Origin of the sequence: Chryseobacterium contaminans (genome assembly GCF_001684955.1) — a bacterium.
Lineage (GTDB): Bacteria > Bacteroidota > Bacteroidia > Flavobacteriales > Weeksellaceae > Chryseobacterium > Chryseobacterium contaminans.
In genome coordinates this window covers 1-24,363 of record NZ_MAYF01000309.1, presented here as the reverse complement: position 1 = coordinate 24,363, position 24,363 = coordinate 1, and the positions used below count along the sequence as shown (strand labels likewise).

20 protein-coding genes are annotated in these 24,363 nt (G+C 35.9%); 15 read left to right on the top strand and 5 right to left on the bottom strand.

Annotated elements, in window-relative coordinates:
• Positions 1-257: lipocalin family protein (locus tag BBH99_RS15455; protein WP_185111095.1), on the top strand; the 257-nt coding region annotated here is incomplete at its 5' end.
• A gap of 161 nt (positions 258-418) precedes the next feature.
• On the opposite strand, the gene BBH99_RS15450 is transcribed toward BBH99_RS15455, so the two are convergent.
• The gene (locus BBH99_RS15450; RefSeq protein ID WP_066697684.1) at positions 419-892 is read right to left on the bottom strand and encodes a DUF7832 domain-containing protein; all 474 of its coding nucleotides are present in this window, start codon (positions 890-892) and stop codon (positions 419-421) included.
• A 104-nt stretch (positions 893-996) separates the two neighbouring features.
• On the opposite strand from BBH99_RS15450, the gene BBH99_RS15445 reads away from it, so the two are divergent.
• The 4 genes from BBH99_RS15445 to BBH99_RS15430 all read left to right on the top strand — a co-directional run bounded on the left by BBH99_RS15445 (position 997) and on the right by BBH99_RS15430 (position 10,456).
• The gene (locus BBH99_RS15445; protein ID WP_066697681.1) at positions 997-2,247 is read left to right on the top strand and encodes a CinA family nicotinamide mononucleotide deamidase-related protein; all 1,251 of its coding nucleotides are present in this window, start codon (positions 997-999) and stop codon (positions 2,245-2,247) included.
• Positions 2,248-2,335: 88 nt separating this feature from the next.
• Complete coding sequence (locus tag BBH99_RS15440; RefSeq protein WP_066697679.1) at positions 2,336-5,734, top strand: polysaccharide deacetylase family protein; 3,399 nt, start codon at positions 2,336-2,338, stop codon at positions 5,732-5,734.
• A gap of 267 nt (positions 5,735-6,001) precedes the next feature.
• On the top strand, positions 6,002-8,059 hold the full coding sequence (locus BBH99_RS15435; RefSeq protein ID WP_066697678.1) for a M13 family metallopeptidase: 2,058 nt from the start codon (positions 6,002-6,004) through the stop codon (positions 8,057-8,059).
• 300 nt (positions 8,060-8,359) lie between these two features.
• On the top strand, positions 8,360-10,456 hold the full coding sequence (locus BBH99_RS15430; RefSeq protein WP_066697677.1) for a M13 family metallopeptidase: 2,097 nt from the start codon (positions 8,360-8,362) through the stop codon (positions 10,454-10,456).
• Positions 10,457-10,516: 60 nt separating this feature from the next.
• Here the strand turns inward: BBH99_RS15430 and BBH99_RS15425 are convergent, their stop codons facing one another.
• Positions 10,517-11,563, bottom strand: coding sequence for a hypothetical protein (locus tag BBH99_RS15425; protein ID WP_066697675.1), 1,047 nt, complete (start codon positions 11,561-11,563; stop codon positions 10,517-10,519).
• Positions 11,564-11,914: 351 nt separating this feature from the next.
• Between BBH99_RS15425 and BBH99_RS15420 the strand changes: the two genes are divergently transcribed.
• The 9 genes from BBH99_RS15420 (at position 11,915) to BBH99_RS15380 (ending at position 20,499) form a co-directional block, all read left to right on the top strand.
• On the top strand, positions 11,915-12,361 hold the full coding sequence (locus tag BBH99_RS15420) for a type VI secretion system contractile sheath small subunit (RefSeq protein ID WP_066697672.1): 447 nt from the start codon (positions 11,915-11,917) through the stop codon (positions 12,359-12,361).
• A gap of 20 nt (positions 12,362-12,381) precedes the next feature.
• Positions 12,382-13,746: a DUF5458 family protein gene (locus tag BBH99_RS15415; protein ID WP_066697670.1), complete on the top strand. Its 1,365-nt coding sequence runs from the start codon at positions 12,382-12,384 to the stop codon at positions 13,744-13,746.
• Positions 13,747-13,824: 78 nt separating this feature from the next.
• Complete coding sequence (locus BBH99_RS15410; RefSeq protein ID WP_123873198.1) at positions 13,825-14,280, top strand: hypothetical protein; 456 nt, start codon at positions 13,825-13,827, stop codon at positions 14,278-14,280.
• A 77-nt stretch (positions 14,281-14,357) separates the two neighbouring features.
• Positions 14,358-15,392, top strand: coding sequence for an A/G-specific adenine glycosylase (gene mutY, locus BBH99_RS15405; RefSeq protein ID WP_066697668.1), 1,035 nt, complete (start codon positions 14,358-14,360; stop codon positions 15,390-15,392).
• 44 nt (positions 15,393-15,436) lie between these two features.
• Positions 15,437-15,994, top strand: a complete 558-nt coding sequence (gldD, locus tag BBH99_RS15400) for a gliding motility lipoprotein GldD (protein ID WP_066697666.1) — start codon at positions 15,437-15,439, stop codon at positions 15,992-15,994.
• A 27-nt stretch (positions 15,995-16,021) separates the two neighbouring features.
• Entirely contained in the window at positions 16,022-16,945 is a 924-nt protein-coding gene (locus tag BBH99_RS15395) for a PfkB family carbohydrate kinase (RefSeq protein WP_066697659.1), read from the top strand.
• Between the two features lie 86 nt (positions 16,946-17,031).
• A complete protein-coding gene (locus tag BBH99_RS15390; RefSeq protein ID WP_066697657.1) occupies positions 17,032-18,399 on the top strand; it encodes a peptidylprolyl isomerase in 1,368 nt (455 codons plus the stop codon).
• A 352-nt stretch (positions 18,400-18,751) separates the two neighbouring features.
• Positions 18,752-19,696, top strand: a complete 945-nt coding sequence (locus BBH99_RS15385; RefSeq protein WP_066697686.1) for an NAD(P)H-dependent flavin oxidoreductase — start codon at positions 18,752-18,754, stop codon at positions 19,694-19,696.
• A 26-nt stretch (positions 19,697-19,722) separates the two neighbouring features.
• Complete coding sequence (locus BBH99_RS15380) at positions 19,723-20,499, top strand: alpha/beta fold hydrolase (protein ID WP_066697655.1); 777 nt, start codon at positions 19,723-19,725, stop codon at positions 20,497-20,499.
• 424 nt (positions 20,500-20,923) lie between these two features.
• On the opposite strand, the gene BBH99_RS15375 is transcribed toward BBH99_RS15380, so the two are convergent.
• From BBH99_RS15375 to BBH99_RS15365, 3 genes are all read right to left on the bottom strand, one after another.
• Positions 20,924-21,541 (bottom strand): HD domain-containing protein, encoded by a 618-nt coding sequence (locus BBH99_RS15375; protein ID WP_066697652.1) that lies wholly within the window; start codon positions 21,539-21,541, stop codon positions 20,924-20,926.
• Positions 21,542-21,568: 27 nt separating this feature from the next.
• Positions 21,569-21,868: a rhodanese-like domain-containing protein gene (locus BBH99_RS15370; protein WP_066697643.1), complete on the bottom strand. Its 300-nt coding sequence runs from the start codon at positions 21,866-21,868 to the stop codon at positions 21,569-21,571.
• A gap of 78 nt (positions 21,869-21,946) precedes the next feature.
• Positions 21,947-23,158 (bottom strand): porin family protein, encoded by a 1,212-nt coding sequence (locus BBH99_RS15365; protein ID WP_066697642.1) that lies wholly within the window; start codon positions 23,156-23,158, stop codon positions 21,947-21,949.
• Positions 23,159-23,249: 91 nt separating this feature from the next.
• Here BBH99_RS15365 and queG point away from each other — a divergent pair, with 91 nt between their 5' ends.
• Complete coding sequence (queG, locus tag BBH99_RS15360; RefSeq protein WP_066697640.1) at positions 23,250-24,188, top strand: tRNA epoxyqueuosine(34) reductase QueG; 939 nt, start codon at positions 23,250-23,252, stop codon at positions 24,186-24,188.
• The last annotated feature ends 175 nt before the right edge of the window (positions 24,189-24,363 follow it).

The following is a 24,363-nucleotide window of genomic DNA, read 5'->3' as shown; positions in this document are numbered from 1 at the left end:
AAGCTAAATTCGTTAAAAATGCTATTGAAGCAAGGTTGAAAGTCTCCTTTTTTAAACCTATTTGGGCAGGTTACAATGTTATCGATATTGATGAAGACTATCAATATGCCCTGGTTGCAGGAAGCAGCTTAAAATATCTCTGGATTCTCTCCCGAACTACAACTATTCCTGAAAGCATTCGGCAGCGTTTCATTGAGAAAGCTAAGAAAATTGGTTATCATACAGATGAACTGATTTGGGTAAGACATAATCAATAATCAAGCAAGTTCTCCCTTTGTTCCAGATGCAATTTTACCACTGTCATTGACTACGTCGATCTTCGATTTCTGACGAAGGAAGAATCTCATTGTTAATCAATTGTTTGAGATTCTTCACTGCATTGCATTTCCTTCAGAATGACAGAGTTTAATTATTAAATCTATCCTTTGATATATTCCTTCCACTCTTCAAAACGGTAATCAATAACCTGTTTCATCAGATCATAGTTTTCGTAAGTATCTTCAATGTGGTAGAAGGTTTCATATTCGTAGTCATTTTCTTCAGCTTTAGCATCAAAAAGATTCACGTAGTCATCAGCAAAAGAGCTGTATCGGTTTCCAAAATCGGTGTCATCTGCGTAATAATCCTTTGCAAAGCTGTTTCCAAGATCACTCAGGTCATATTCAGAGAATTTACCGTCACAAGAATCTATAATAAATTCTGCACCTGTAATTTCTCTTCGCTTTAATTTTTCAATTTCCTCTTCATGATCTTCTTTTAATTCATCGGATATCATATCATTATGGATACACCAGTTCAGGAACATTCCTGTATGCGTTGCTCCGTTTTTTTGAGGAAGACCCTCAGGAAAATCACCACCATAATGCCATGAAGCATCATCATATTTAGACATAACTTTAACTAATTTCCTTCAAAAATAGAAAAAATCAATTTATATTGCCGCAGCCGCATATTTTTCCGTCATTTGCAGGAGAATTTTTTTCAAGAATCTCATATATGGAAAAAGCAGTCCTGATCACTATTGGTGACGAAATCCTTTCCGGAAATACGGTAGATACCAATTCCAATTTTATTGCCTCTGAACTCAAAAATATCGGAATAAAGGTGATACAGATCTTTACCATTTCAGACGAAATAGATACCATTAAAAATACGTTGAGTGAAGCCTTTCAGTTAGGCGATCTGGTCATTACAACAGGAGGATTAGGCCCCACAAGGGATGATAAAACCAAAAAAGCACTTGCAGAATTTTTCAATGACGAAATTGCATTGGATGAGGTTACTTTTAATCATCTTAAAGGATATATGGAAAGACGGGGAAGAGCAGATATTCTGGAAAGAAATAAAGAACAGGCTTTTGTGCCTACAAAATCTATTGTTTTTCAGAATCATTTCGGAACTGCTCCGTGTATGATGATGGAGCTGGATGGAAAACTGAGCTATAGTTTACCGGGGGTGCCTTATGAAGTAAAACCATTGATAAAGGACCAGATTATTCCTTATTTACAGGAAAAATTTAACCTTAATTATATTCATTCAAGGATTGTTTCTGTAGTAGGTATTCCGGAGAGTATTCTTGCAGATACCATTGAAGACTGGGAGCTTGCTCTTCCTGACAATATATCATTGTCTTATCTTCCCATAGGAACCCGTGTAAAGTTGAGAATAACCGCATCAGGCAATAATGAAGAAGTTTTAAAACAGCAGACTGAAGACGAGATCCAAAAATTACTTCCTCTTATTAAAGATAATGTGATTGCGGTGTCTGAAGATAAAATTGAAAACATTCTGGCAGAAATTCTTACCGAAAGAAAATTAACCATTTCAACGGCGGAAAGCTGTACAGGAGGAGAATTGGCAAAAATGATAACTTCGGTTTCCGGAAGCTCAAAATATTTTCTGGGTGGGATGGTAGCTTATGCCACAGAGAAAAAAATCAAAATTTTAAATGTCTCCGGGGAAACGGTAGATCAGTTTACGGTAGTCAGTGAGCAGGTAGCTCAGGAAATGGCCAAAGGATGCCAGGAATTATTTGATACTGATATTTCCCTTTCTACTACCGGTGTTGCCGGCCCGGGAAAAGGGGAGGATGGCAAAGATGTAGGGACCGTTTTCTACACCATACGGATTAAAGATCAGGAAGTAACTTCAAAATTATATATGCCTCATCTGGAAAGAATCGACTTTATGAATTTCGTTTCTCAAAAAGTTATTCAGGATCTCGTAGGGTTTTTGATAAGTCAATAAACAAAGCCTCGATTTTTTAATTTTTTTTTAATGAATTTTCAGGTGCTTTTTCACACTTTTTGAAAATCATTCATTAAAATTTTAAATCGTGGAAAATTCCAAACAGATTTTTCAGACCAACAGCAAAAAACGCTGGAAAAGTGTACAGTGGAGCAGCCGTTTCTTTATTTTTATAGCGGTGCTCCTGTTTTTGGCTTTGGGGCTGATGATGGCCGTGGACAAAAGTCCTAAAATACCTTTTAAAGAAGACTATAAAGCTGTTATTACAGCCAATAAGCCTTATCTTCAGGAAAATAAAATCTCCAAAGAATATAAAGGGTTCAGAAGTTTTATTTCTGAAAAAACAATGCATACCAATCTTGCCAAAATTGAAAAAGCAAGAGTAGAAAGACTTCAAAATCAAAACAGAAACTGGGCTCAGTTTCCCGGTGGAATCCGGTCTGCCTTCTATGTAGCTTGGGATCCGCAGTCTCTGATGTCTTTGAAACGAAACATCAGACATATTAATCTTGTGTTTCCTGAGTGGTTTTTCCTTGATCCTAAATCAGGAGACCTGAAAACCAATGTTGATCCGGAAGGATATAAAATCATCAAAAGAACAGGAGTAGCTGCCATGCCGATCCTGAGTAACAACTCAAATCAGGAATTCCATGCTGAAGGGCTTGGAAAGGTTCTGAATGATCCTCAAAAAAGAACGGCTCTTATCCAAAAGCTTACCCAACAGTGCCTGAAATACCATTTCAAAGGAATCAATATCGACTTTGAAGATATGAACCTGAATTCTGATGAAAACCTGATAGCCTTTATGAAAGAACTATCAGGAACATTCAAACAGAACCAATTGCTGGTAACGATGGATATTATGACGGATAATGATGATTATAACATCCCAAGACTGGATCCGTATGTAGATTATTTTGTACTGATGGCTTATGATGAATATTCTGCCGGAAGTGATGCCGGCCCTGTTTCTTCACAAAAATGGATTGAGGAACAAACCGGAAAGATTGTTAAACAGACTTCTCCTCAAAAAATTATTCTGGGGTTGGGAGCTTATGGTTATGACTGGAGCTCTAATAAAGATGATAATACTTCAGTGACTTATATGCAGGCTATCACTAAAGCCAGTGCCAGTAAAGCAGTCATTGATTTTAATGATAATACCTTTAATCTGAATTATTCCTATACAGATTCTAAAAATAATACCCACACTGTATTTTTTAATGATGCGGCTTCCATATTCAATACCATGCGTTTTTCATCCGAATATCCTTTGGCAGGAACCGCTTTATGGAGACTGGGAAGTGAAGACAGCAGAATCTGGAACTTCTATGACAAGGATCTTACGTTTACCGGGCTTTCTAAACTGAATCTGAAAACATTGGAAAATGTAAAAGGACAAACCATGGTGGATTATATCGGAGACGGGGAAGTACTGGATGTTCTGAATACTCCTCATGACGGAAAAATTGCACTGGAAATAGATCCGAAAGAAAAAATCATCACTGATGAAAACTATATCACTTATCCAAGTTCTTATGAAGTAAAAAAATACGGAAGTGCTCCGCAGAAAGAGCTTGTACTGACATTTGATGACGGTCCGGATGAAACTTATACTCCTCAGGTATTAGATGTATTGTCTAAATACCATGTTCCGGCAGCATTCTTTTTAGTAGGCTTAAATGCAGAAAAGAACCTTCCCTTGGTAAAAAGAATTTACCGTGAAGGCCATGAAATAGGTAATCACACCTTTACCCATGAAAATGTAGCGAAAGTAAGTCCAGAAAGAGCGTTGCTTGAAATGAAATTAACCAGACTTCTGATAGAATGTGTAACAGGACACAGTACCATTCTTTTCCGTGCTCCTTATAACGCAGATTCTGAGCCTACCACTTCAGAAGAGATTATTCCTGTAGCACTGGCAAGACAACAAAACTATCTGGATATTGGAGAAAATATTGACCCTGAAGACTGGCAGCCGGGAATTAAAGCAGATGAAATCGTAAAACGTGTAATGTCCGGGATCAAACAGGAGAGAGGAAATATCATATTGCTTCACGATGCTGGAGGAGATACAAGAGAAGAAACGGTAAAAGCGCTGAAGATTTTAATCCCAACCCTACAGAAACAAGGCTATCATTTTACCAATCTTACGAATATCCTGCATAAGAGCAGAAATGAGCTGATGCCTGAAGTTCCTAAGACCAGATCTTATTATATCATGCAGCTTAATTTAGTGCTGGCCACTGTAATTTATGGAGTAAGCCACTTTTTGGTAGCACTGTTTACCATTTTCATTGTGCTGGGATTGATAAGATTATTATTAATGGCTTACTGGGCTTTTAAAGAAAGAAAAAAAGAGAAAAAACTGGGTGAATTTCCAATTCTGGAATTTTATCCAAAGGTTTCCATTATTGTTCCGGCTTATAATGAAGAAGTGAATATTGTTTCATCACTGCATAATCTCTTGAAACAAACCTATCCGAATTTTAACATCATTATGGTAGATGACGGAAGTAAAGATTCAACTTATGAAAAGGCTAAAGAAGCATTTCCCAATCATCCAAAACTGGAAATATTCACCAAAACAAATGGCGGTAAAGCAACTGCCCTGAACTACGGAATATCACTTACAGATGCTGAATATGTAGTATGTATAGATGCAGATACCAAGTTACAGCAGGATGCCGTGAAATACCTCATTGCAAGATTCCTGAATGCAGGTTCAGAAGAAAAAATAGCAGCAGTAGCTGGAAATGTAAAAGTAGGGAATACAGTAAACTGGCTCACCAAATGGCAGGCAATAGAATACACAACAAGTCAGAATTTTGACAGATTAGCTTATGCAAATATCAATGCTATTACAGTAATTCCGGGAGCCATTGGTGCATTTAAGAGATCAGTTGTGCTGGAAGCAGGTGGTTATTCATCAGATACCCTTGCTGAAGATTGTGATATTACAGTAAAAATATTAAAAGCGGGCTATACCGTTGCCAATGAAAACAGAGCCGTTGCCGTAACAGAAGCTCCGGAAAGCGTAAAACAGTTCCTGAAACAACGTTTCCGCTGGACCTACGGAATTATGCAGATGTTCTGGAAACAGAGACAAACCTTCCTTAACCCCAAATATAAAGGATTGGGACTTTGGGCTATGCCGAATATTTTATTGTTCCAATACATTATCCCATTCTTCTCGCCGTTGGCAGATGTGATTATGTTCTTTGGAATTGTATCAGGAAACGGAAGTAAAATATTCAGCTATTATCTGATCTTCCTTTTGGTAGATGCATCACTGGCTTTGATAGCATTCATCATGCAGCGGGAAAAGTTGACAAATCTGCTTTATATCATTCCGCAAAGATTCGGGTACAGATGGCTGATGTATATTGTATTGTTTAAAAGTTTAAGAAAAGCATTGAAAGGTGAAATGCAGTCCTGGGGCTTCCTGAAACGCACGGGAAATGTAAAAGAGATAGCAACATCTTAAGAAGGCTGGAAGCTGGAAGCGTGAGGCTGGAAGTTATTTTAGGTGATATCATAACTGAAAATTATCCTAAAATTAATTTAAAAAAGTAAAAAGCTTAATACTGGTTATTCTTTATTGTTTTAATAACTTCCAGCTTCCATCATCCCGCTTCAAATCTGGCTGAATTATAAATTCTTATTATACTCTGATGGTATTTGTTTAAATTTGTTTTACAAAAAAGTAACAAATAATAAATAAATCATACATATTGTATAAATTGTTATCATAATGAAAAAACTAACGCTTTCTTTGTTTCTAATAGCAGGGATCTGCTCTCAAAATACAGTGAGTGCACAAGCTAAAACTGCTAAAGTGGCAGTAAATAATACAGATAAAGGTTTAGACCTTAGCTTAATGGATACTTCGGTACGCCCACAGGATGATTTTTATAATTATGTGAGCGGAACCTGGATGAAAACAGCAAAAATTCCGGCTGATAAACCAAGTTGGGGAAGCTTTAATAAATTGAGGGAGGATACGGATAACAATTCCATGACTATCCTGAATTCTCTTTTGAAAGATAAATTCACTGACGGAAGTGAAGGGAAAAAAATTCAGGATCTTTATGCTTCTTACATGAATATGCAGAAGAGAAATGCTGACGGAATCAAACCTATTCAGGAAAACCTGAATAAAATTGATGCTATTAAAAACATGGCTGATCTTCAGAACTATTTAACTTCTGTAACAAAAGAAGGTGAAAACCTTTTCTACGGATGGGGAGTATATGCTGATTTAAAGGATTCTAATATGAATGCCGTTTACTTAGGAGATGCAACTCTTGGATTAGGAAAAGACTACTACCAGAAAGTAAATGAAAAAAATACAGAAGCTATTGCTGAATATCAGAAATATGTAGCTTCTATGTTGAAAGAGTTAGGATATAAAAATGCTGATGATGCAGCAAAAAATATCGTTAATTATGAAAAAAGTATTGCACAGACGCTTTTAACTAATGAGCAGAGCCGTGATAATACTCTTCAATATAACCCTCAGACCATGGCTGAACTTTCAAATTTGGTAAAAGGGGTAGATCTTCCTGCTTACCTTAAAAAAGTTGGGGTAAATACAGACAGAGTAATCATCGGAGAGTTGAACTACTATAAAAATTTTGATAAGTTAGTAAATGCTCAGAACCTTCCAATCATTAAAGATTATTTGAAGTTCCATATGCTTAACGGAAGTGCTTCTTACCTAAGTGAAAAACTAGGGGATATGAAGTTTGCATTCTTCGGAAAATACTTAAATGGTCAGCAGGAACAGAGAGCATTGAACAAGAGAGGATTTGAATTAATCAACAGAAACTTAGGCGAAGCTTTCGGTAAGTTATATGTTGAGAAATACTTCCCGGCTGAAGCTAAAGCTCAAATGGTAGAACTAATTGACTACTTAAAGAAAAGTTTTGTAGTTCATATCAATAACTTATCATGGATGTCTTCTACTACTAAAGAAAAAGCACTTAAGAAGCTGAATAAATTCACAGTAAAAGTAGCTTATCCAGATAAATGGAAAGATTATTCAAAATTAGACATCGTTTCAGAAACGAAAGGAGGTACATTGTATAGCAACCTACAGCGTGTTGGGGAGTGGCAGTATAACAGAGAGTTAGCAAAAATCGGGAAACCGGTAGACAAAACAGAATGGGGAATGACTCCACAAACTGTAAATGCTTACTATAACCCTGTATATAACGAAATTGTATTCCCAGCAGCCATCCTTCAGCCGCCGTTCTTCAATCCTAAAGCTGATGCTGCTGTAAACTTTGGTGGAATTGGTGCTGTAATCGGTCACGAAATGAGCCACGGATTCGATGATTCAGGAGCTCAGTTTGATGCAGACGGTAACCTGGTAGACTGGTGGACGCCGGAAGATAAGGCTAACTTCGAAAAAGCGACAAAAGCTCTGGCAGCCCAATATGACAAATATGAGCCAGTAAAAGGAACATTTGTAAACGGTACCTTCACAAACGGAGAAAACATCGCAGACTTAGGTGGTGTGAATATCGCTTATGATGCCCTTCAAATGTACTTAAAAGATAAAGGAAACCCAGGAAAAATCAGCGGATTCACTCAGGATCAAAGATTCTTCCTAAGCTGGGCAACCGTTTGGAGAACTTTATCAAGTGAAAAATATATGATTAACCAGGTGAAGACAGATCCGCATTCTCCGGGTTACTTCAGAAGCTTCGGTCCGTTAATCAACGTTGATGCATTCTACAATGCTTTCGATGTGAAAAAAGGAGATAAATTATACAAAGCTCCGGAGGACAGAATCAAAATCTGGTAATAAATATAACCGCTCAGTAATGGGCGGTTTTTTTATAGAATAGGTAATAGGTAATAGGTAATAAGTAATAGGTAATAGGTAATAGGTAATAGGTAATAAGTAATAGGTAATAGGTAATAGGTAATAGGTAATAGGTAATAGGTAATAGGTAATAGGTAATAGGTAATAGGTAATAGGGCGACGTTTGGAAATTATTTTCTAAAATCACCATTATTCTCATCAATTCCCAATTATCCTTCATCACCTATCAATAAAGTTTGTATATTTGATAAGTTTGTGTATAATCAAAAATTATCTTCAATGAAAAAGCTAAATATTGGGATACTTGCCTTTTCGGGTATAGTATTACTGAATTCGTGTGGTGCAGCAAAGACTGCTGGGACAGAGACAAAAACAGAGGCTGCAGCAAAAGTTGTAACGCCGGAAAAAGAAGAAGTAAAAGAGGAGGGGATTAATCTATCTTATATGGATACAGCTGTCCGTCCGCAGGATGACTTTTTTAGCTATGTGAACGGAAATTGGGTGAAAACTACACAGATTCCTTCAGATAAAGCCAATTGGGGATCTTTCAATGCTTTAAGAGAAAATGTGGATGATGCTTCATTAGATATTTTGAATAAAATTCTTAGTGAAACCTATCCTGAAGGTTCTGAAGGACAAAAAATCCAAAGCCTTTATGCCTCTTTTATGGATACAGCCAAAAGAAATGCAGATGGATTGAACCCTATCAAAGCAGATCTGGCAAAAATTGATGCCATTAAAAACCTTAATGATCTTCAGAAGTATCTTTTAGAAGCTACAAAACTGGGAGATAATTCTTTCTACGGATGGAGAGCCGGAGCAGATATGAAAAACTCTAAGATGAATGCTGTATATCTTGGTGGTCCGGATCTTGGGTTAGGAAGAGACTATTATCAGAAAGTAAACGAAGCGAATACTAAAACATTAGGACAATATCAGGCTTATGTTGGAAAACTATTTGGTGTTTTAGGATATAAAAACTCATCTCAGGCAGCACAGAATGTAGTAGATTTTGAAAAACAATTGGCGAATTACTTACTGACACTGGAGCAGAACAGAGATGCCAACCTAAGATATAATCCTAAAAACGTTTCTGAATTATCTGGTTTAGTGAAAAATGTTGATCTTGCCAAATATCTTAAAGAGGCAGGAGTAAATACAGACAGAGTAATTATCGGAGAGCTGAAGTACTATCAGAACATGGATCAGTTCGTTACACAGAAAAACTTACCTCTGTTAAAAGATTACCTGAAATATCACCTGATTAACGGTAATGCAAGTAACCTTGATGAAAACCTTGAGCAGATCAGATTTGATTTCTATGCAAAAGATTTACAGGGACAAAAGGAACAACGTCCAATGAATAAAAGAGGATTAACTCTTGTAAACGGTGTTCTTGGTGAAGCATTTGGAAAATTATATGTAGAAAAATACTTTACTCCGGAAGCAAAACAGCAGATGGAAACCTATATTGATTACCTTTTAAAATCATTTAAAACCCATATTGCCAATATCGATTGGATGTCTCCAGAAACCAAAGTAAAAGCTCAGGAAAAATTATCCAAGTTTACGGTAAAAATTGCATATCCTGATAAATGGAAAGACTATAGCCAGTTAAAAGTAGAATCTCCAAAACAAGGAGGATCATTATATGCTAACCTGCAGAATGTATCAGCTTGGCAGTACCAGAGAAACTTGGATAAAGTAGGAAAACCGGTAGATAAAACAGAATGGGGAATGTCTCCACAAACGGTAAATGCTTATTATAGTGGTTCCAACAACGAAATCGTATTCCCGGCAGCAATCCTTCAGCCTCCTTTCTACAACCCTAAGGCAGATGCAGCCGTAAACTTCGGTGGAATTGGTGCAGTAATCGGCCACGAGATCTCTCATGGTTTTGATGACAGTGGTTCCCGTTTCGATGGTGACGGAAATCTTAATAACTGGTGGACAGATGCTGACCGTAAGAACTTTGATGCTAAAGTGGCTCAGTTAGCCGCCCAGTACAGTGCCTATGAGCCGGTAAAAGGAAGCTTTGTGAACGGTAAATTTACCAGTGGAGAGAATATTGGTGACCTTGGTGGAGTAGCAGTAGCTTATGATGCCCTTCAAATGTATCTTAAAGATAAAGGAAATCCTGGAAAGATCAGTGGATTTACTCAGGATCAGAGATTCTTTATGAGCTGGGCTACCGTTTGGAGAACCAAAGCAACCAATGAATATATGGTGAACCAGGTAAAAACAGATCCGCACTCTCCGGGAATGTACAGAGCGTTCGGTCCACTGGTGAACCAGGATTCATTTATCAAAGCATTTGATATCAAACCGGGAGATAAAATGTATAAAGCTCCTGAAGACAGAATAAAAATTTGGTAAGAATACCCAAAAATTGTTAGAAAAGAAAATATCCATCTCAATTTGAGATGGATTTTCTTTTTAATAGGCCTTTTTATAATTCCGGATCACGAACTTTATTCCGGTTTCTATAATATCTCCCATGGTTTTGCAATATTTGAAATTCACATCATAGGTAAGTTTTTGTAATGCTGTTTTAAGCTCTGTAACATTGGCTTCCGGTGCAATATCTTCTTTTTTCATAATAGAAATCAGTTCGTCGAATCTATTTTGGCTACTTGTTACTCTTTTTACAATTTGTGAGCGTACCTCTTTACGGTACTGTTCTATAGAATTAGGTTTCAGTTTTTCTAGGACCATGGTAACCATTGGGTTGTTCTCTTTGAAATACTGGGGAAGATAAACTTTCAAATTCCCTTCGTAGCTTTGCTGGTCAAAATCGATAGGGCGGATTCTGTAGATAACCTGATCGAAATCGTGGATAGGAATAACAACATAATTATAGGAACGCATATCACCAAGCAGCCCAATAAGGCAGCGTTCATTGAACTTCACAAATTCTTTGGAAATCTGTGCTTTTTCCAATTCTGTGCAATTGGACATATGTTTCTCTATAAATACATCTCCGGGAATTCCCAAAATATGTTCTTCTATTAAAGTGTTTTTGTAAATCAGAAAGTTGATCCGGTTGGGAGAAAGAAGATCTTCAAGTTCCAGTCCGTAGATGCGGGAAGCATCTGCCTGTTTAATATAAAAATTGGTATAATTGTCGTTCAGGATATTTCTTACCCGGATTCTGAAAGGTTTAGAATTTCCGAAGGTACAGAAATCGATCGTATCTACGGTCAGGTAAGGTAATGTTGCCACATCTCCGTCAGAATGAAGAAGCGTATAAATCTTATTTAAATTAGCCTCAATTTCTTTAAACTCAAATTCAGGATAGAGCACACCCAGCCATAAAGTATCCTTACCCTCTTTATCCAGAATACGCACACTGTCACTGAATCTTAAGAGATCTTCATACAGAAACCGGATTTTGGTAGTTCTGTTATGTTTTTCCAAATATCCCTGCAATGCCTCAGAAACAGGATATATTGGTTTTCTGAATGCTATCTTTACATCTTTCATCACTCTGTTTACTTTATCTAAATATAAAGAATATTTTTCCTCATGTATGAGAAATTCTTATTTAGCACATATTTGTTATTTTTATCAATGTAAAATAAGCCCGGATTTTATTTTGTTGTTCTATGGTTTATTTTATTTATTTTTTCATAGCTTAGTGACATCGTAAGACTTTGATTTTATGCTAAATAAATATAGATAAATTTAAATAACTTAAGAAAAATCTTGACAAAATTTTGTATGTTACAGTTTTTTTTTAAATTTAAACTTTGGATTAGTAATTTATTTGATTCGTCCGTAAATTGCTAAAAGACAGATGTAAACCAAAATAGTAAATCTCAAAATAATAATAATATGGCAATGTTTAATTATGGTGTTGGCGGAAACGAGGTAAAAGTAGACGCTAATGAAGCTATTCAGGAAATACAGGAAAATAAATCACTGATCGTAAGCCAGCTTACAACAGAAGAATCTTATACCCCTGAAATTGTAACAGGATTAAAAACAGTAGAAGATGTGTTCAAACACTTTCAGCCTTCTGTGTCTGTACAGCATGAAACCGAAGATGGAGGAATAGTTGATGAAGAATTCCGTTTTCAGAATCTTGGAGACTTTACTCCTAAAAGCCTTACTCAGAAATCTGATTATCTTCAGCAGTTGAGCATGGAGCAGGAGCAGTACAACAAAATTGTACGTCAGTTGAAAACCAATAAAATTCTTCGTAATATGCTGGAGAACGACCAAACAAGAGCGGCGTTCATCGAAGTATTGAAAGAAGTAGCACAAGAACTTGAAAAATAATTAAAGACTTACATTAAATCATGGATAGCAAATTACAGGCGCAAGAAAGCCAGCAGCAGGGACATCAGCAGCAACATGCAGGGCAGCCAAAGGGTAACCCGCTTGCAGAGCTCAATAAAATAGGAGGTTTTGGCTTTGTTGAATCCGTTGTAGACGGTATCGCCAATATGAACCCAACAAGAAAAGCAAGAAAAGAAATCTTCCTTAACGATAGCAATAAAGCAGAAGAAAGAAAAGAACTTCTTCAGAAGATCAATCTTTGGGTAAGCCTTTTAGAAGGGAATGAATCTGCTGATAAAATGGCCGATACGTGCAAAAATAAAGCACAACAGGCTGATCAGAACTTAAAGAAAAACCTGAAAAACACACTGGATGCAGTTCGTCTGTTGGAAACCAACTACAGAACTGTAGCTCAATTCTATAAAAATACAGAGTTGGATAAAGTGGATAACGTAAGCATTGTTAACGCAAGCCTTGAACAGGTTTCAGACTTAGACAATCCTTTATTCATTGATGCCATTGCTGAGGAATTTAAAAATTATTACGACCGTTTAGACCTTAGAGATAACTATTCAATCCTTGCGATCCCAGGATATTTAGGATCTAACAAAGTGATTGAAAAGTGGGCTAAAATCTGTAACGAGAATAAAGTAATGATGGTTACAGACTTTGCTAACCTTGATAAGCCGGATGACGTTGTAGATTTGTTCCATTCTGCAAACCTTACAGGTGGAGAACTTCACAGAAGTAACGTGATCATGACATGTAACTGGTTAGTAGGTCGTGGAAAAGCTGAAGAAGTAGGAGAAGAAGAAAACGTAGAACTTCCACCTTCCACTTCATTGGCAGGAAAAATCCATAAAACACTGATGTCTCAGGTAGCAGCGGGTAAAAAACACGGTAACATCAACGAAGTAGACGCTGTAAAATTCGAATTGAAGAAAAGTGAAATTTCTCAGTTGGAAAAAATGGGTCTTGTACCAATGGTTAACGAATACGGTAAAATTATGGCTTTCTCTGCGAAAACATTATTTACAGGAGACAACATTGGCCTTCAGACGTATTCAGTGGTTCGTGTATTCGACTATGTAACTAAAGTATTACTAGACTTCCTGAACAGAAGAGCTTTCGAAAACTGGAATGCTAAAAACGAAGACGATTTGAGAAGACAAATTGTTACTTTCCTTGATAATATCAAAGGACCGGACAAACTGATCGAGAAATTCAAGATCGTTCGTTTCGAACAGGATAGAGTTAATAAAGACAGAGTATGGCTTGATATCCGTATGACCCCTTATTTCCCTACAAAAAGTTTTGTTATCAAACTAGACGGACACAAAGGAGATGATGGTAACGAATGGGATGCAGAATACGCTCAGGAATAATAACACCTTATTTTTAATCATAAAAACCGATGCATTTTTTACATCGGTTTTTTTCTACCAATATCTATGAATATTAAAATGAAAAGTACACTTATCATTGGTCTGCCTATATTATTAATGGGTATTTTGGTAAGCTGTGAAAAAAAATATCAAAGTCCGGATCAGTATGAAGAAGACCTTTTTGCAGATGAACGTCAGGAGGGAAAAGCCTATATTATGAATGAAGAAGAATGCTTTGATGGCAGCGAATTGGTTCTGGCAAGCTCAGAAGTAAAGCTGGCGGATAGCTCAAAAGGCCGTGGAAAAGCATTTTTCCTTTATAAAGTAAGATCCGGAAAAATTTTAAAAACAGTAAGAGATTCCACTTTGGAAATGCCAATGATGTTTTTATCGCCACACAAGCTAAAGCTAAAGGAAGATTCCATGTATTTATACCTGAAAAAACTGGAAGGATATCGTTTTATTGCCAAAGACAGAAACCTGAAATACCAATGGTTAAGAGGAGCGTCCGTATATCCTGTGAAGAAAAAATAAAATAAACCTATCTTTGTGGTCTTTAAATAATATTGAAGAAGATACATTTTTCTTCAGGGCTTTAAACAGATTGGTTTTTGGAAAAGAATAATACAGCCGCAGAATTTCTTCATGTAGGAAACAGGCTTTTGGAATGGTATAGTAATAATGCAAGAGATCTGCCTTTCAGACAGACAAAGGATCCTTATAAAATCTGGATCTGTGAAATCGTATTTCAACAGACAAGAATCAATCAGGGGCTTAATCACTATAATAATTTCATTAAAAGATTTCCGGATGTAAAAACCTTGGCAGAAGCTGAGGAAAATGAAGTGTTGCTTTATTGGAAAGGTTTAGGCTATTATTCTAGAGCCATCAATATTCATAAGGCAGCCCGGCAGATCATGAATGATTATCATGGTGTATTTCCAGACCAATACGAAGAAATTTTAAAGCTTAAAGGTATCGGGAAATATACTGCGGCAGCTATTTCAAGCATCTGTTTTGGTGGAAAAATCCCGGCAGTGGACGGAAACTTTTACCGTGTTCTCAGCCGTTTCTTTGCAGACGATTTTGACATCTCGAATTCAAAAGCATTTACTTATTTCTCAGAACTGGCAACCTTGGTAATGCCGGATAATGTTGGAGATTTCAATCAGGCGATGATGGATCTAGGTTCAGAGATCTGTAAACCAAAAAATCCATTGTGTGGTGAATGCCCTATCAATGAAGGCTGTCTGGCATTTTCGCTTCAAAAAATCTCTGACTATCCCGTTAAAACAAAAAAAGTAAAGGCTGAAGATCTTGCTTTAACCTATTATTTTGTTCACAGAAACGGCGAATTCCTGGTCAGCCAGCGAAAAGATGATTTCATCTGGAAAAAATTATTTGAGTTTCCAAACTCTATCTCTTCTGATATGGAGTCTTTTATAACAGGATCTAAAACGGTAAACCATAAACTGACACACAAGAATTTAAGCATCGAAATATTCAATGTTGAGGTAACTTCAGAAGACATCTGGAATCGTTTTATTGCTGAAAATCAATACCAGATTACGGATGTTGAAGGCTCACATGAAAAATCGTTTCCAAAGCCTCTGGAAAATTACATTCAAAACTCATTGAAAGACTGAAATTTGTCTTCCGAAATCTGAAATCTAATTTGTACTTTTGCAAAATGATAAAAAAAATCATTTTTATTTTTGTATCACTGCTTTTAATTTCATGTGGAAAAGACCCGGTTCCGAAACCGTACGGAGAACTGCGTCTGGAATACCCGGCACCGAAATACCAGAAGTTTGAAAACAACTGTGCCTATACTTTTGAGTATTCGGATTTTGCCAATATTACAGCAGCCAAAAAACCTTGTTGGTATTATCTGAACTATCCGAAGATGAAAGCAAAGGTTTTCGTAACCTACTATCCGATACAGAATGACTTTGCCCAGCATATCAAGGAAGCTGAAAAAATGGTATACGAACATACCATTAAAGCCAGTTCTATAGATACAAAATCCTTTGAATACCCTGAAAAGAAAGTATACGGGAATTTCTATGAACTGAAAGGACAGAGTGCTTCCAACCTTCAGTTTTACATTACAGACAGCACGAAACACTTTGTGACTGCTTACTTATACTTTAATACGAGACCGAAACCGGACTCTCTGGCTCCCGCAGTAAACTATATCAAGAATGATATGAAACACCTGCTGGACTCTTTTGAATGGAAAAAATAATTACTTTTAATATACATTGAAAAATATATGAAACTTTTAGTTGTAGGAAGTGTTGCATTTGATGCAATTGAAACACCATTTGGTAAAACGGACAAAATTTTAGGCGGAGCTGCTACTTATATTGGGATCACTTCATCTATTTTAGGCGTTAAATCCGGTATTGTTTCTGTAGTAGGAGGAGACTTTCCACAGGAACACCTTGATATGTTTACAGACAGAGATGTAAATATCGAAGGAATTGAAATCGTAAAAGAAGGAAAAACATTCTTCTGGTCAGGAAAATATCATAATGATTTGAATACCAGAGATACCTTGGCTACAGAAGTAAACGTATTGGAGAATTTCGATCCTAAAATCCCTGATTCAATGCAGGATGCCGAAATTTTATTACTTGGAAACCTACACCCTGGAGTTCAGTTATCCGTATTGGAAAAAATGAACAACCGTCCTAAGCTTGTTATCCTGGATACCATGAACTTCTGGATGGACTGTGCTTTGGATATTCTGATGGAGATGATTGCTAAAACAGATGTAATTACCATCAATGATGAAGAAGCAAGACAGCTTTCAGGAGAATATTCTTTAGTGAAAGCAGCTAAAAAGATCCATACAATGGGTCCTGAGTATGTGATCATTAAAAAAGGAGAGCACGGAGCTTTACTTTTCCATGACAATAAGGTATTTGCAATTCCTGCACTTCCGTTAGAAGATGTTTTCGATCCAACAGGAGCCGGTGATACTTTTGCAGGAGGTTTTGCTGCTTACCTTGCTAAAAAAGGTAAAATTGATTTCGATACTATGAAGTCTGCATTAATCGTAGGATCTGCCATGGCATCATTCACTGTAGAGAAATTCGGAACAGAAAGAATTCAGGAAGTACAGGAATCTGATATGTTCAGCAGATTGAGACAATTTAAGGAATTGACGACATTTGATGTTGAACTGCAGTAAATAAGTCTTTTTAAGAAATATTTATAATAAAAAATTGAGTGAAATTCGTTAAGAATTCTAAATTTGCAACTTGTTAAAATAGTAAAATGACAAATAAACTAAAAATCACTTATCTTCTTGGGATTTTCATCATGATTTTTTCATCCAATATGATGAATGCCCAGCTAAAACCGGGAGATTTAGTGGATGGTATTGCTGCTGTAATCGGAAATGAAATTGTTTTGGAATCAGATGTTACAGAGCAGATGAATTATGGGAAACAGCAGGGAGCTACTAACACAGACAAATGTGAGTTCCTTGAAAGCCTTATCAACAACAAACTTCTTGTATACGAAGCAAAAAAGGATACGCTAATTGAAAACCGTTCTGCAGCGATCAAAGAACAGGCTAATCAGAAATACCGTCAGTTGCTTTCTCAATTTCCGGATGAAAAATCATTGTTAGCTGCTTATAAGTTCAGGAATTCCTACGAAATGAAAAATGCTATCGAGAAAATCGATACAGATCAGTATTACGGACAGGCAAAATACCAGAGAGTTACAGATAAAGCAGACGTTACACCTAACGAGGTAACTGACTTTTATAATATGTATAAAATGCAGCTGCCACAGGTAAAAGACGAAGTTACTTTAGCTCAGATCATGATGTATCCTAAGTTAACGGAAGCTCATAAGCAGGATCTTATCAACAGACTGAAAAAAATTAAGCAGGATATTCTTGGAGGCGAGACTTTTGAAAGCCAGGCAAGAATCTATTCTGAAGATGAAGGTTCAGCTTCCAATGGTGGATTATATAAAAACATCAATAAAGGACAGATGGTGAAGCCTTTTGAAGCTGCAGCATTAAACCTTCAGGAGAATGAAATCTCAGATCCTATTGAATCTGAATTTGGTTACCATATCATTCAGTTATTGAAGAGATCAGGGAAAGTGTATGATGCAAGACATATTCTTTTGAAAGCTACTCCTACGGATGAGGAACTTAAAACAGCGAAAGCAAAATTAGACAGCATCAGAGGTTTAATCATAGATGGAAAGATGACGTTTAAAGATGCAGCATTCAAATTCTCAGACGATAAAAGAACCAAGTTCAATGCAGGTATTATTCCTGGTGGAGATGGTTCTGATAAAATTGAAAGAGAAAGCATCCCCGGAACAATCAGCTATGAATTGGCAGGTCTGAATAAAGGAGATATTACTACTGCTTTTGAAGATGAAGACAACAGAAGAAAAGCTGTGAAAATCATTAAAGTGGAAGATGTTATTCCTGCACACCAGATAACTCTGGAAACTGACTTCAGCCGAATCAAGCAGATGGCTCTCAATAAAAAGAAAAATGAAATGGTTGAGAAATTTGTCAACTCTAAGCTGCCAACCACTTTCATCTCCATTGACGGACGTTACGATAACTGTAACTTTAAATCCAACTGGAAGAAAGAATCAATCAAAAAATAAAATCAAAACCTTCAGAATTCCTGAAGGTTTTTTTGTGTCCGAAAGTTAATAAATGAGGTTTTTATGTCTCAAATATAAGAATGCAGGTATTCTCATAAGTATTCTATCTAAGCATCATCTTTGTCATTCTGTAAGAATCCAAACAAAGAAAGGTAAATAGCTGTTTTTTAATACCTGAAATTTGAGTTTAATAATTAAAAAAGTAAGTATTAAATGATTAACGTTTACAGTTAAATTTTCTGTTTATTTCAAATATTTCAATTCAAAATTATTCCCGTAAAACCTTTGTTTTTAGTATTTTTACAACATGAGCAATTTTATAGATTTCAACTCGGCAAAAAAATTACATGATATGCAGGCCAGTCAAAATAGAATTTCAGAACTTTTTAATATCAAATATCCGATTATCCAGGCAGGGATGATCTGGCATTCCGGATGGAAGCTGGCATCAGCTGTTTCCAACTGTGGTGGACTAGGCTTAATAGGAGCAGGAAGTATGTATCCTGATATTCTTAGAGAAAACATTCAGAAGTGTAAGCAGGCAACCGATAAGCCTTTTGGTGTGAATGTTCCTATGCTGTATCCCAACATAGAGGAAATCATTCAGATCATTCTGGAGGAAGGGGTAAAAATTGTGTTTACTTCAGCCGGAAATCCGAAAACTTATACAGAAACCTTGCAGAAAGAAGGTTTGAAAGTAGCTCACGTAGTTTCTTCAACCAAATTTGCTGTAAAATGTGAAGAGGCAGGTGTAGATGCGGTGGTAGCAGAAGGCTTTGAAGCTGGTGGCCACAACGGAAGAGATGAGACTACTACATTCTGTCTTATTCCAAATGTAAAGAAGCATATTTCAAAACCGCTAATTGCAGCCGGAGGAATTGCTTTAGGTTCCCAGATGAAAGCTGCTATGATTCTTGGAGCAGACGGAGTACAGATCGGCTCCCGTTTTGCAGCTACTACAGAAGCAAGTGCCCATGAAAACTGGAAAAAGAAAATCACAGAACTTCAGGAAGGTGATACCCACCTTACATTGAAAGAGCTGGCTCCGGTAAGAATGGTTAAGAATAAATTCTTCAACGAGCTGGAAGAGATCTATCAGAGTGGAAGAAATAAAGAGGCACTTATTGCATCATTAGGAAGAGCCAGAGCAAAAAAAGGAATGTTTGAAGGGGATATGGAAGACGGTGAACTTGAAATCGGACAGGTTTCAGCTTTAATTGATGATATTCTGCCTGTGGAAACTGTTTTCAGCCATCTATTAAAAGAATTTGAAGAAACAAAAATGCCTTCTTTTTAAAATTATTGGAGATATAATATTAATTGATGGAGGAAAGAATCATTGATGTAAAAGGGAAAAAACTATACACGGAGTATTATAATTCGTTTGAAGGTAAGCCAACCATTGTTTTTCTGCACGACTCTCTGGGATCGGTACAACTGTGGAGAGATTTTCCCGCTAAATTATCAGAATCAACACAATGCAATGTCCTTGTTTATGATCGTTTAGGATATGGAAAATCTTACCCGATGCCTACTCACGTAAGACCAGTGAATTATATGGAGTTGGAAGCAGATCTATTGAATGAATTGTTAGCTGAGTTAAATATAGATAATGCTATTTTGTTCGGGCATAGTGATGGAGGAACCATTGCTTTAATTACTGCCGCAAAATATCAGGAAAGGGTAGAAGCTGTCATTTGTGAAGCTGGACATATCTTTGTGGAAGATGTTACTTTAAAGGGCGTTTATGATGCATGGGATGCTTATAAAACCACTAATTTGCCTGAACGTCTTCGGAAATATCATGGTGGCAAGGTTGAGACATTATTCAGAGCCTGGACAGAAACCTGGACGCGTGATGATTACAGAGCCTGGAATATAGAATATCTTTTGAAAGATATTACCTGTCCGCTTCTGTTCATTCAGGGAGAAGCTGATGAATATGGTACTTTGGATCAGGTGGAGAAAACAGTTACTCAGATAAGGGGCAATGCAGAAAAATATATTATTCCGGATGTTGGACATACACCGCACAAGGAAGTTCCGGACTTAATTTTAGAAAAAGCAATAGAATTTATCAGGAATAATTCTCAATCCTGAATGGACTTAATGAAATAAATACGAAGCTATCTCAATCTGAGATAGTTTTTTTATGCTGTTGTTTACATATATGTTATTAATTTGTACAATATGTATACAGGAGAAAAGCGAAAGTATTAAAAATATTTTAAGGTGAAAAAGTGAGTAACTCAATTATTTTCTTAATAAATAAAGTTGAGTAAAATATATTGTAAGTGCTTTTATAAAAAGGAGAATGAAATTAATATGTAACTAAAGTAATGGTATTAGCTTAAAATTACAATAAAAACACAATACATATCACTTGTGTGAGATATAATATTTTTTATTTTTGAAAATAAGGTTTTAGTGGGTGCATAAATAAATGATGTGAATCATTAAGTGTTTGTTTGATATGAATGTGTGAAGAGATGCAAATTTGCATCTCTTTTTTGCTATTTAAAGATCATAATAACTTAATTTCAGCAGCGATATTTGATTTTGCCTGTACTTCATATTTTTCTTTAAAATATCCTGTCTTAAAAATACTGTCGAGCTCCAGAAAATGTTGAAGTACCTTTTTTCTTCCCGGTTTATAAAGAAGATCAGGATAAATGGAATATTCTTTTCTAATCATACGGGTATAAGCCAGATAAGTATCAAGATCCTTCCCAAGAATAGAAAGATCAGCGTCTAAAAGATAATTGGTGTCTTCATCTTCTGATTTTTGATGATGTTTGGTAGCCAAAATCTGGTTAGAAACAGTGATTATATCTCTTTGATATACACCAATTTCAGTAAGTCTTTCTGTAGCTTTCAAGGCACTTTTTTCCTCATTGGATTTAGAACTTGCATTGTAAACAATATCATGATAGAAAACTGAAAAAGAAACCGTGGTAAAATCAGAAATATTACCTTTTACATCCTCAAGCTCCCTGAACATATTCTCGAGATGAAGAAGATTATGATAATGTCTGCCTTTTTCAGCATATTTTGTCTCAATTTCTTTCCATAAGGTGTTGATTAACTCTACATCTTTGGTGAAAAATAAGCAGAGCTCTTCAAATTGATCTTTTAGATTCATGATAAAAAGGTATAAAAAAAGGAACTTTTAAAAAGTTCCTCTGTTTGCTTCAAGAACAGCCTTCAGCTCAGCCCAGCCTCCGCCGTTGTAACCGTCCTTTAATCCTTGAGTGTTTAGATATTCCAATGCTTTTCCGCTTCTGTTTCCACTTCTGCAGAATAAGATTACCGGCTTTTCAATAGATAGGATCTCATCCTGTCTGTCTTCTACTTCACCTAATGGAATATTTTTGGCACCTTCTATATTTCCGTCCATTTCAAGCTCCATTGGCTCACGAACGTCGATTAATTCATAGTTTCCAGATTGTATTACTTCTATTAAAGACATATTTGTTTGTTTTAAACATTAAATTATAGACGAAATTACGTAATTTTTTTTTGAAAAACTCCCTGTTTGCTCTACTATTTAAAACAGTGTATATCCTAAAATTAGGGATACAGTCTTATAATCAGAATCTATACTTATATAATTTCGAAGCAGATTTCTGGATGTTCCCACTCTAACTTCAGCGCTGAACTTATCGTTGTACTTATATCCGGCTCCGAAAACAAAATTATATGCGGAAGCAACTTCTAATTCTTCTCGGTTGAATTTTAAAGAAGAATTTAAATTAATACCTACCGCATAAGCAGCATTTAAAAATATTTTTGAACGGTCATTCAAAAACAAATAATGTCGTATTCCAAGAGGAATTTCTATGGATTTGTAATCTATTTTAGCATTGTATTTATATTCGAATAGAGTTCCCTCATTTTCAATAATATCTTTACTGCTTTTATAATACTGATAATTGGGTTCAATAAAAATAGCCCATTTATTTTTATTGAAAGGGAGTATGTATTCTAATTCCAGCCCCAGTCTGAAGGAGGTATAGGAACCAAAATCAGTATTCATAGATTCAAAATTATAATGATGTGTAGTTTCAAAAGATGAGAAGTTAATTCCTGGTCTTATATTCAGGTGGTAAATATTTTTCTTTGAATCAGAATTGGTATAATCTGTAGACTGCTGTCCGGAACATTGATTATATTGATTGAATATCTTTTTGAGGTCATTAGCCGTATAATTAATATTTTCAAGTTGTAGCCCGGTTGTTCCACATTTAAGATGTTCTTCAATTTGTTTTTTATAGTCTTCATTATATCCCAAATTCCCTTCATCTACGTAATATCGTTTGTAAATAAGTTGTTCGGGCTCAGATTTATCAATACTATAGAAGAATTTTCTAAGATCACTGTTTTCATAGTAAAATAATTCTGCTTTTCCTTCTATAATATATTTAAGAAATACAGTTTCACTTTTTAAATCCGGTGCTTTGTTATAAGATAATGAGTTAAGATTTGTAGAAGAACGGTCAATCATTACGGTAGTTCTTATATATCTATCCTCGCCGTCAATGCTGAATTCTTTAACATTATTAATATCCCCTTTCTTAATTTCAGGTGAATCATCAGTTTTATATTCAAAATTTATAGGATTATTTCTCCAGCCCATATTTTTGATCAAAACTTCTTTCTTTTCACCGGAATTATTGATAAAATATCCTTTTTCAAATTTAATTTGTGCATGATATGCACTTACAGTAAGAAGCCCTGTTAAAAGGCAGATTTTTCTCATGGTTATTTAGTAGGTTAAGTTGTTCACTTTAAGTGAAGGGTTTAAAAATGACAAATTTATAAAATAATCTTAATTTTGCAGTGTGAAATTAATGAACGCTGGTGCTGAAAAATATTCCGAACTGATAAAATCCAAGGCTAAAAGCTTTGGCTTCCAGAGTTGTGGGATATCTAAAGCAGATTTTTTAGAGGAAGATGCTCCACACCTTGAAAAATGGTTGAAAAACAATTTTAATGGGGAAATGAAATATATGGAAAATCATTTCGATAAAAGACTTGATCCAAGATTACTGGTAGAAGGCTCTAAATCTGTAATTTCACTTTCTTATAATTATTTTCCTGAAGAAAAGATCTCTGTTCTGGAGAATTTCAAGATCTCAAAATATGCCTACGCTGAAGATTACCATGAAGTGATCAAGGAAATTCTTCGTGAAATGGTAGCTGAATTACAAGAGGAAATTGGAGAGTTTGGCTTCCGTGTTTTTGTAGACTCTGCTCCGGTATTGGAGAGAAGCTGGGCCAGAAAATCAGGAATTGGCTGGGTAGGGAAGAATGCCAACCTGATTACCAAACAGAACGGATCTTTTTATTTCCTGGCTGAAATTATCTGTGATCTGGAACTTATTGCCGATCATGAAACAACGGATCATTGCGGAACCTGTAGAAAATGTATAGATGCCTGCCCCACGGATGCTATTGTTTCTGAAAAAATTATTGATGGAAGCAAATGCATTTCTTATGCTACTATAGAACTGAAAAATGAAATCCCGGATCATTTCAAAAATAAAATGGAAGACTGGATGTTTGGCTGTGATATCTGTCAGGATGTATGTCCTTGGAACAGATTTTCCGCGCCTAATAAACAGAGCCGATTTCAGCCCAATGAAGCCCTGAAAAATTTCAAAAAGGGAGAATGGAAAGAACTCACCCAGGAAATCTTCTCCGAGATCTTCAGGAAATCACCTGTAAAGAGAACCAAATTTGCAGGGTTGAAGAGAAATATTGAATTTTTAGAACGGTCTTCAGACTGATTTTACTCGAAACATTTGGTGATGATTCCTACTCTGGAAATTTTTCAAGTTCCAAACAAAAGCTGATAATCGACCATTCCTTAGTTTTTCAATGCTAAAGAGGTTTTGATTTAATCGGACAAACTGTCTAAAAAGCCTTTCTTTAAAAGAAAAATTGATTTTCAGGAGATCAAAA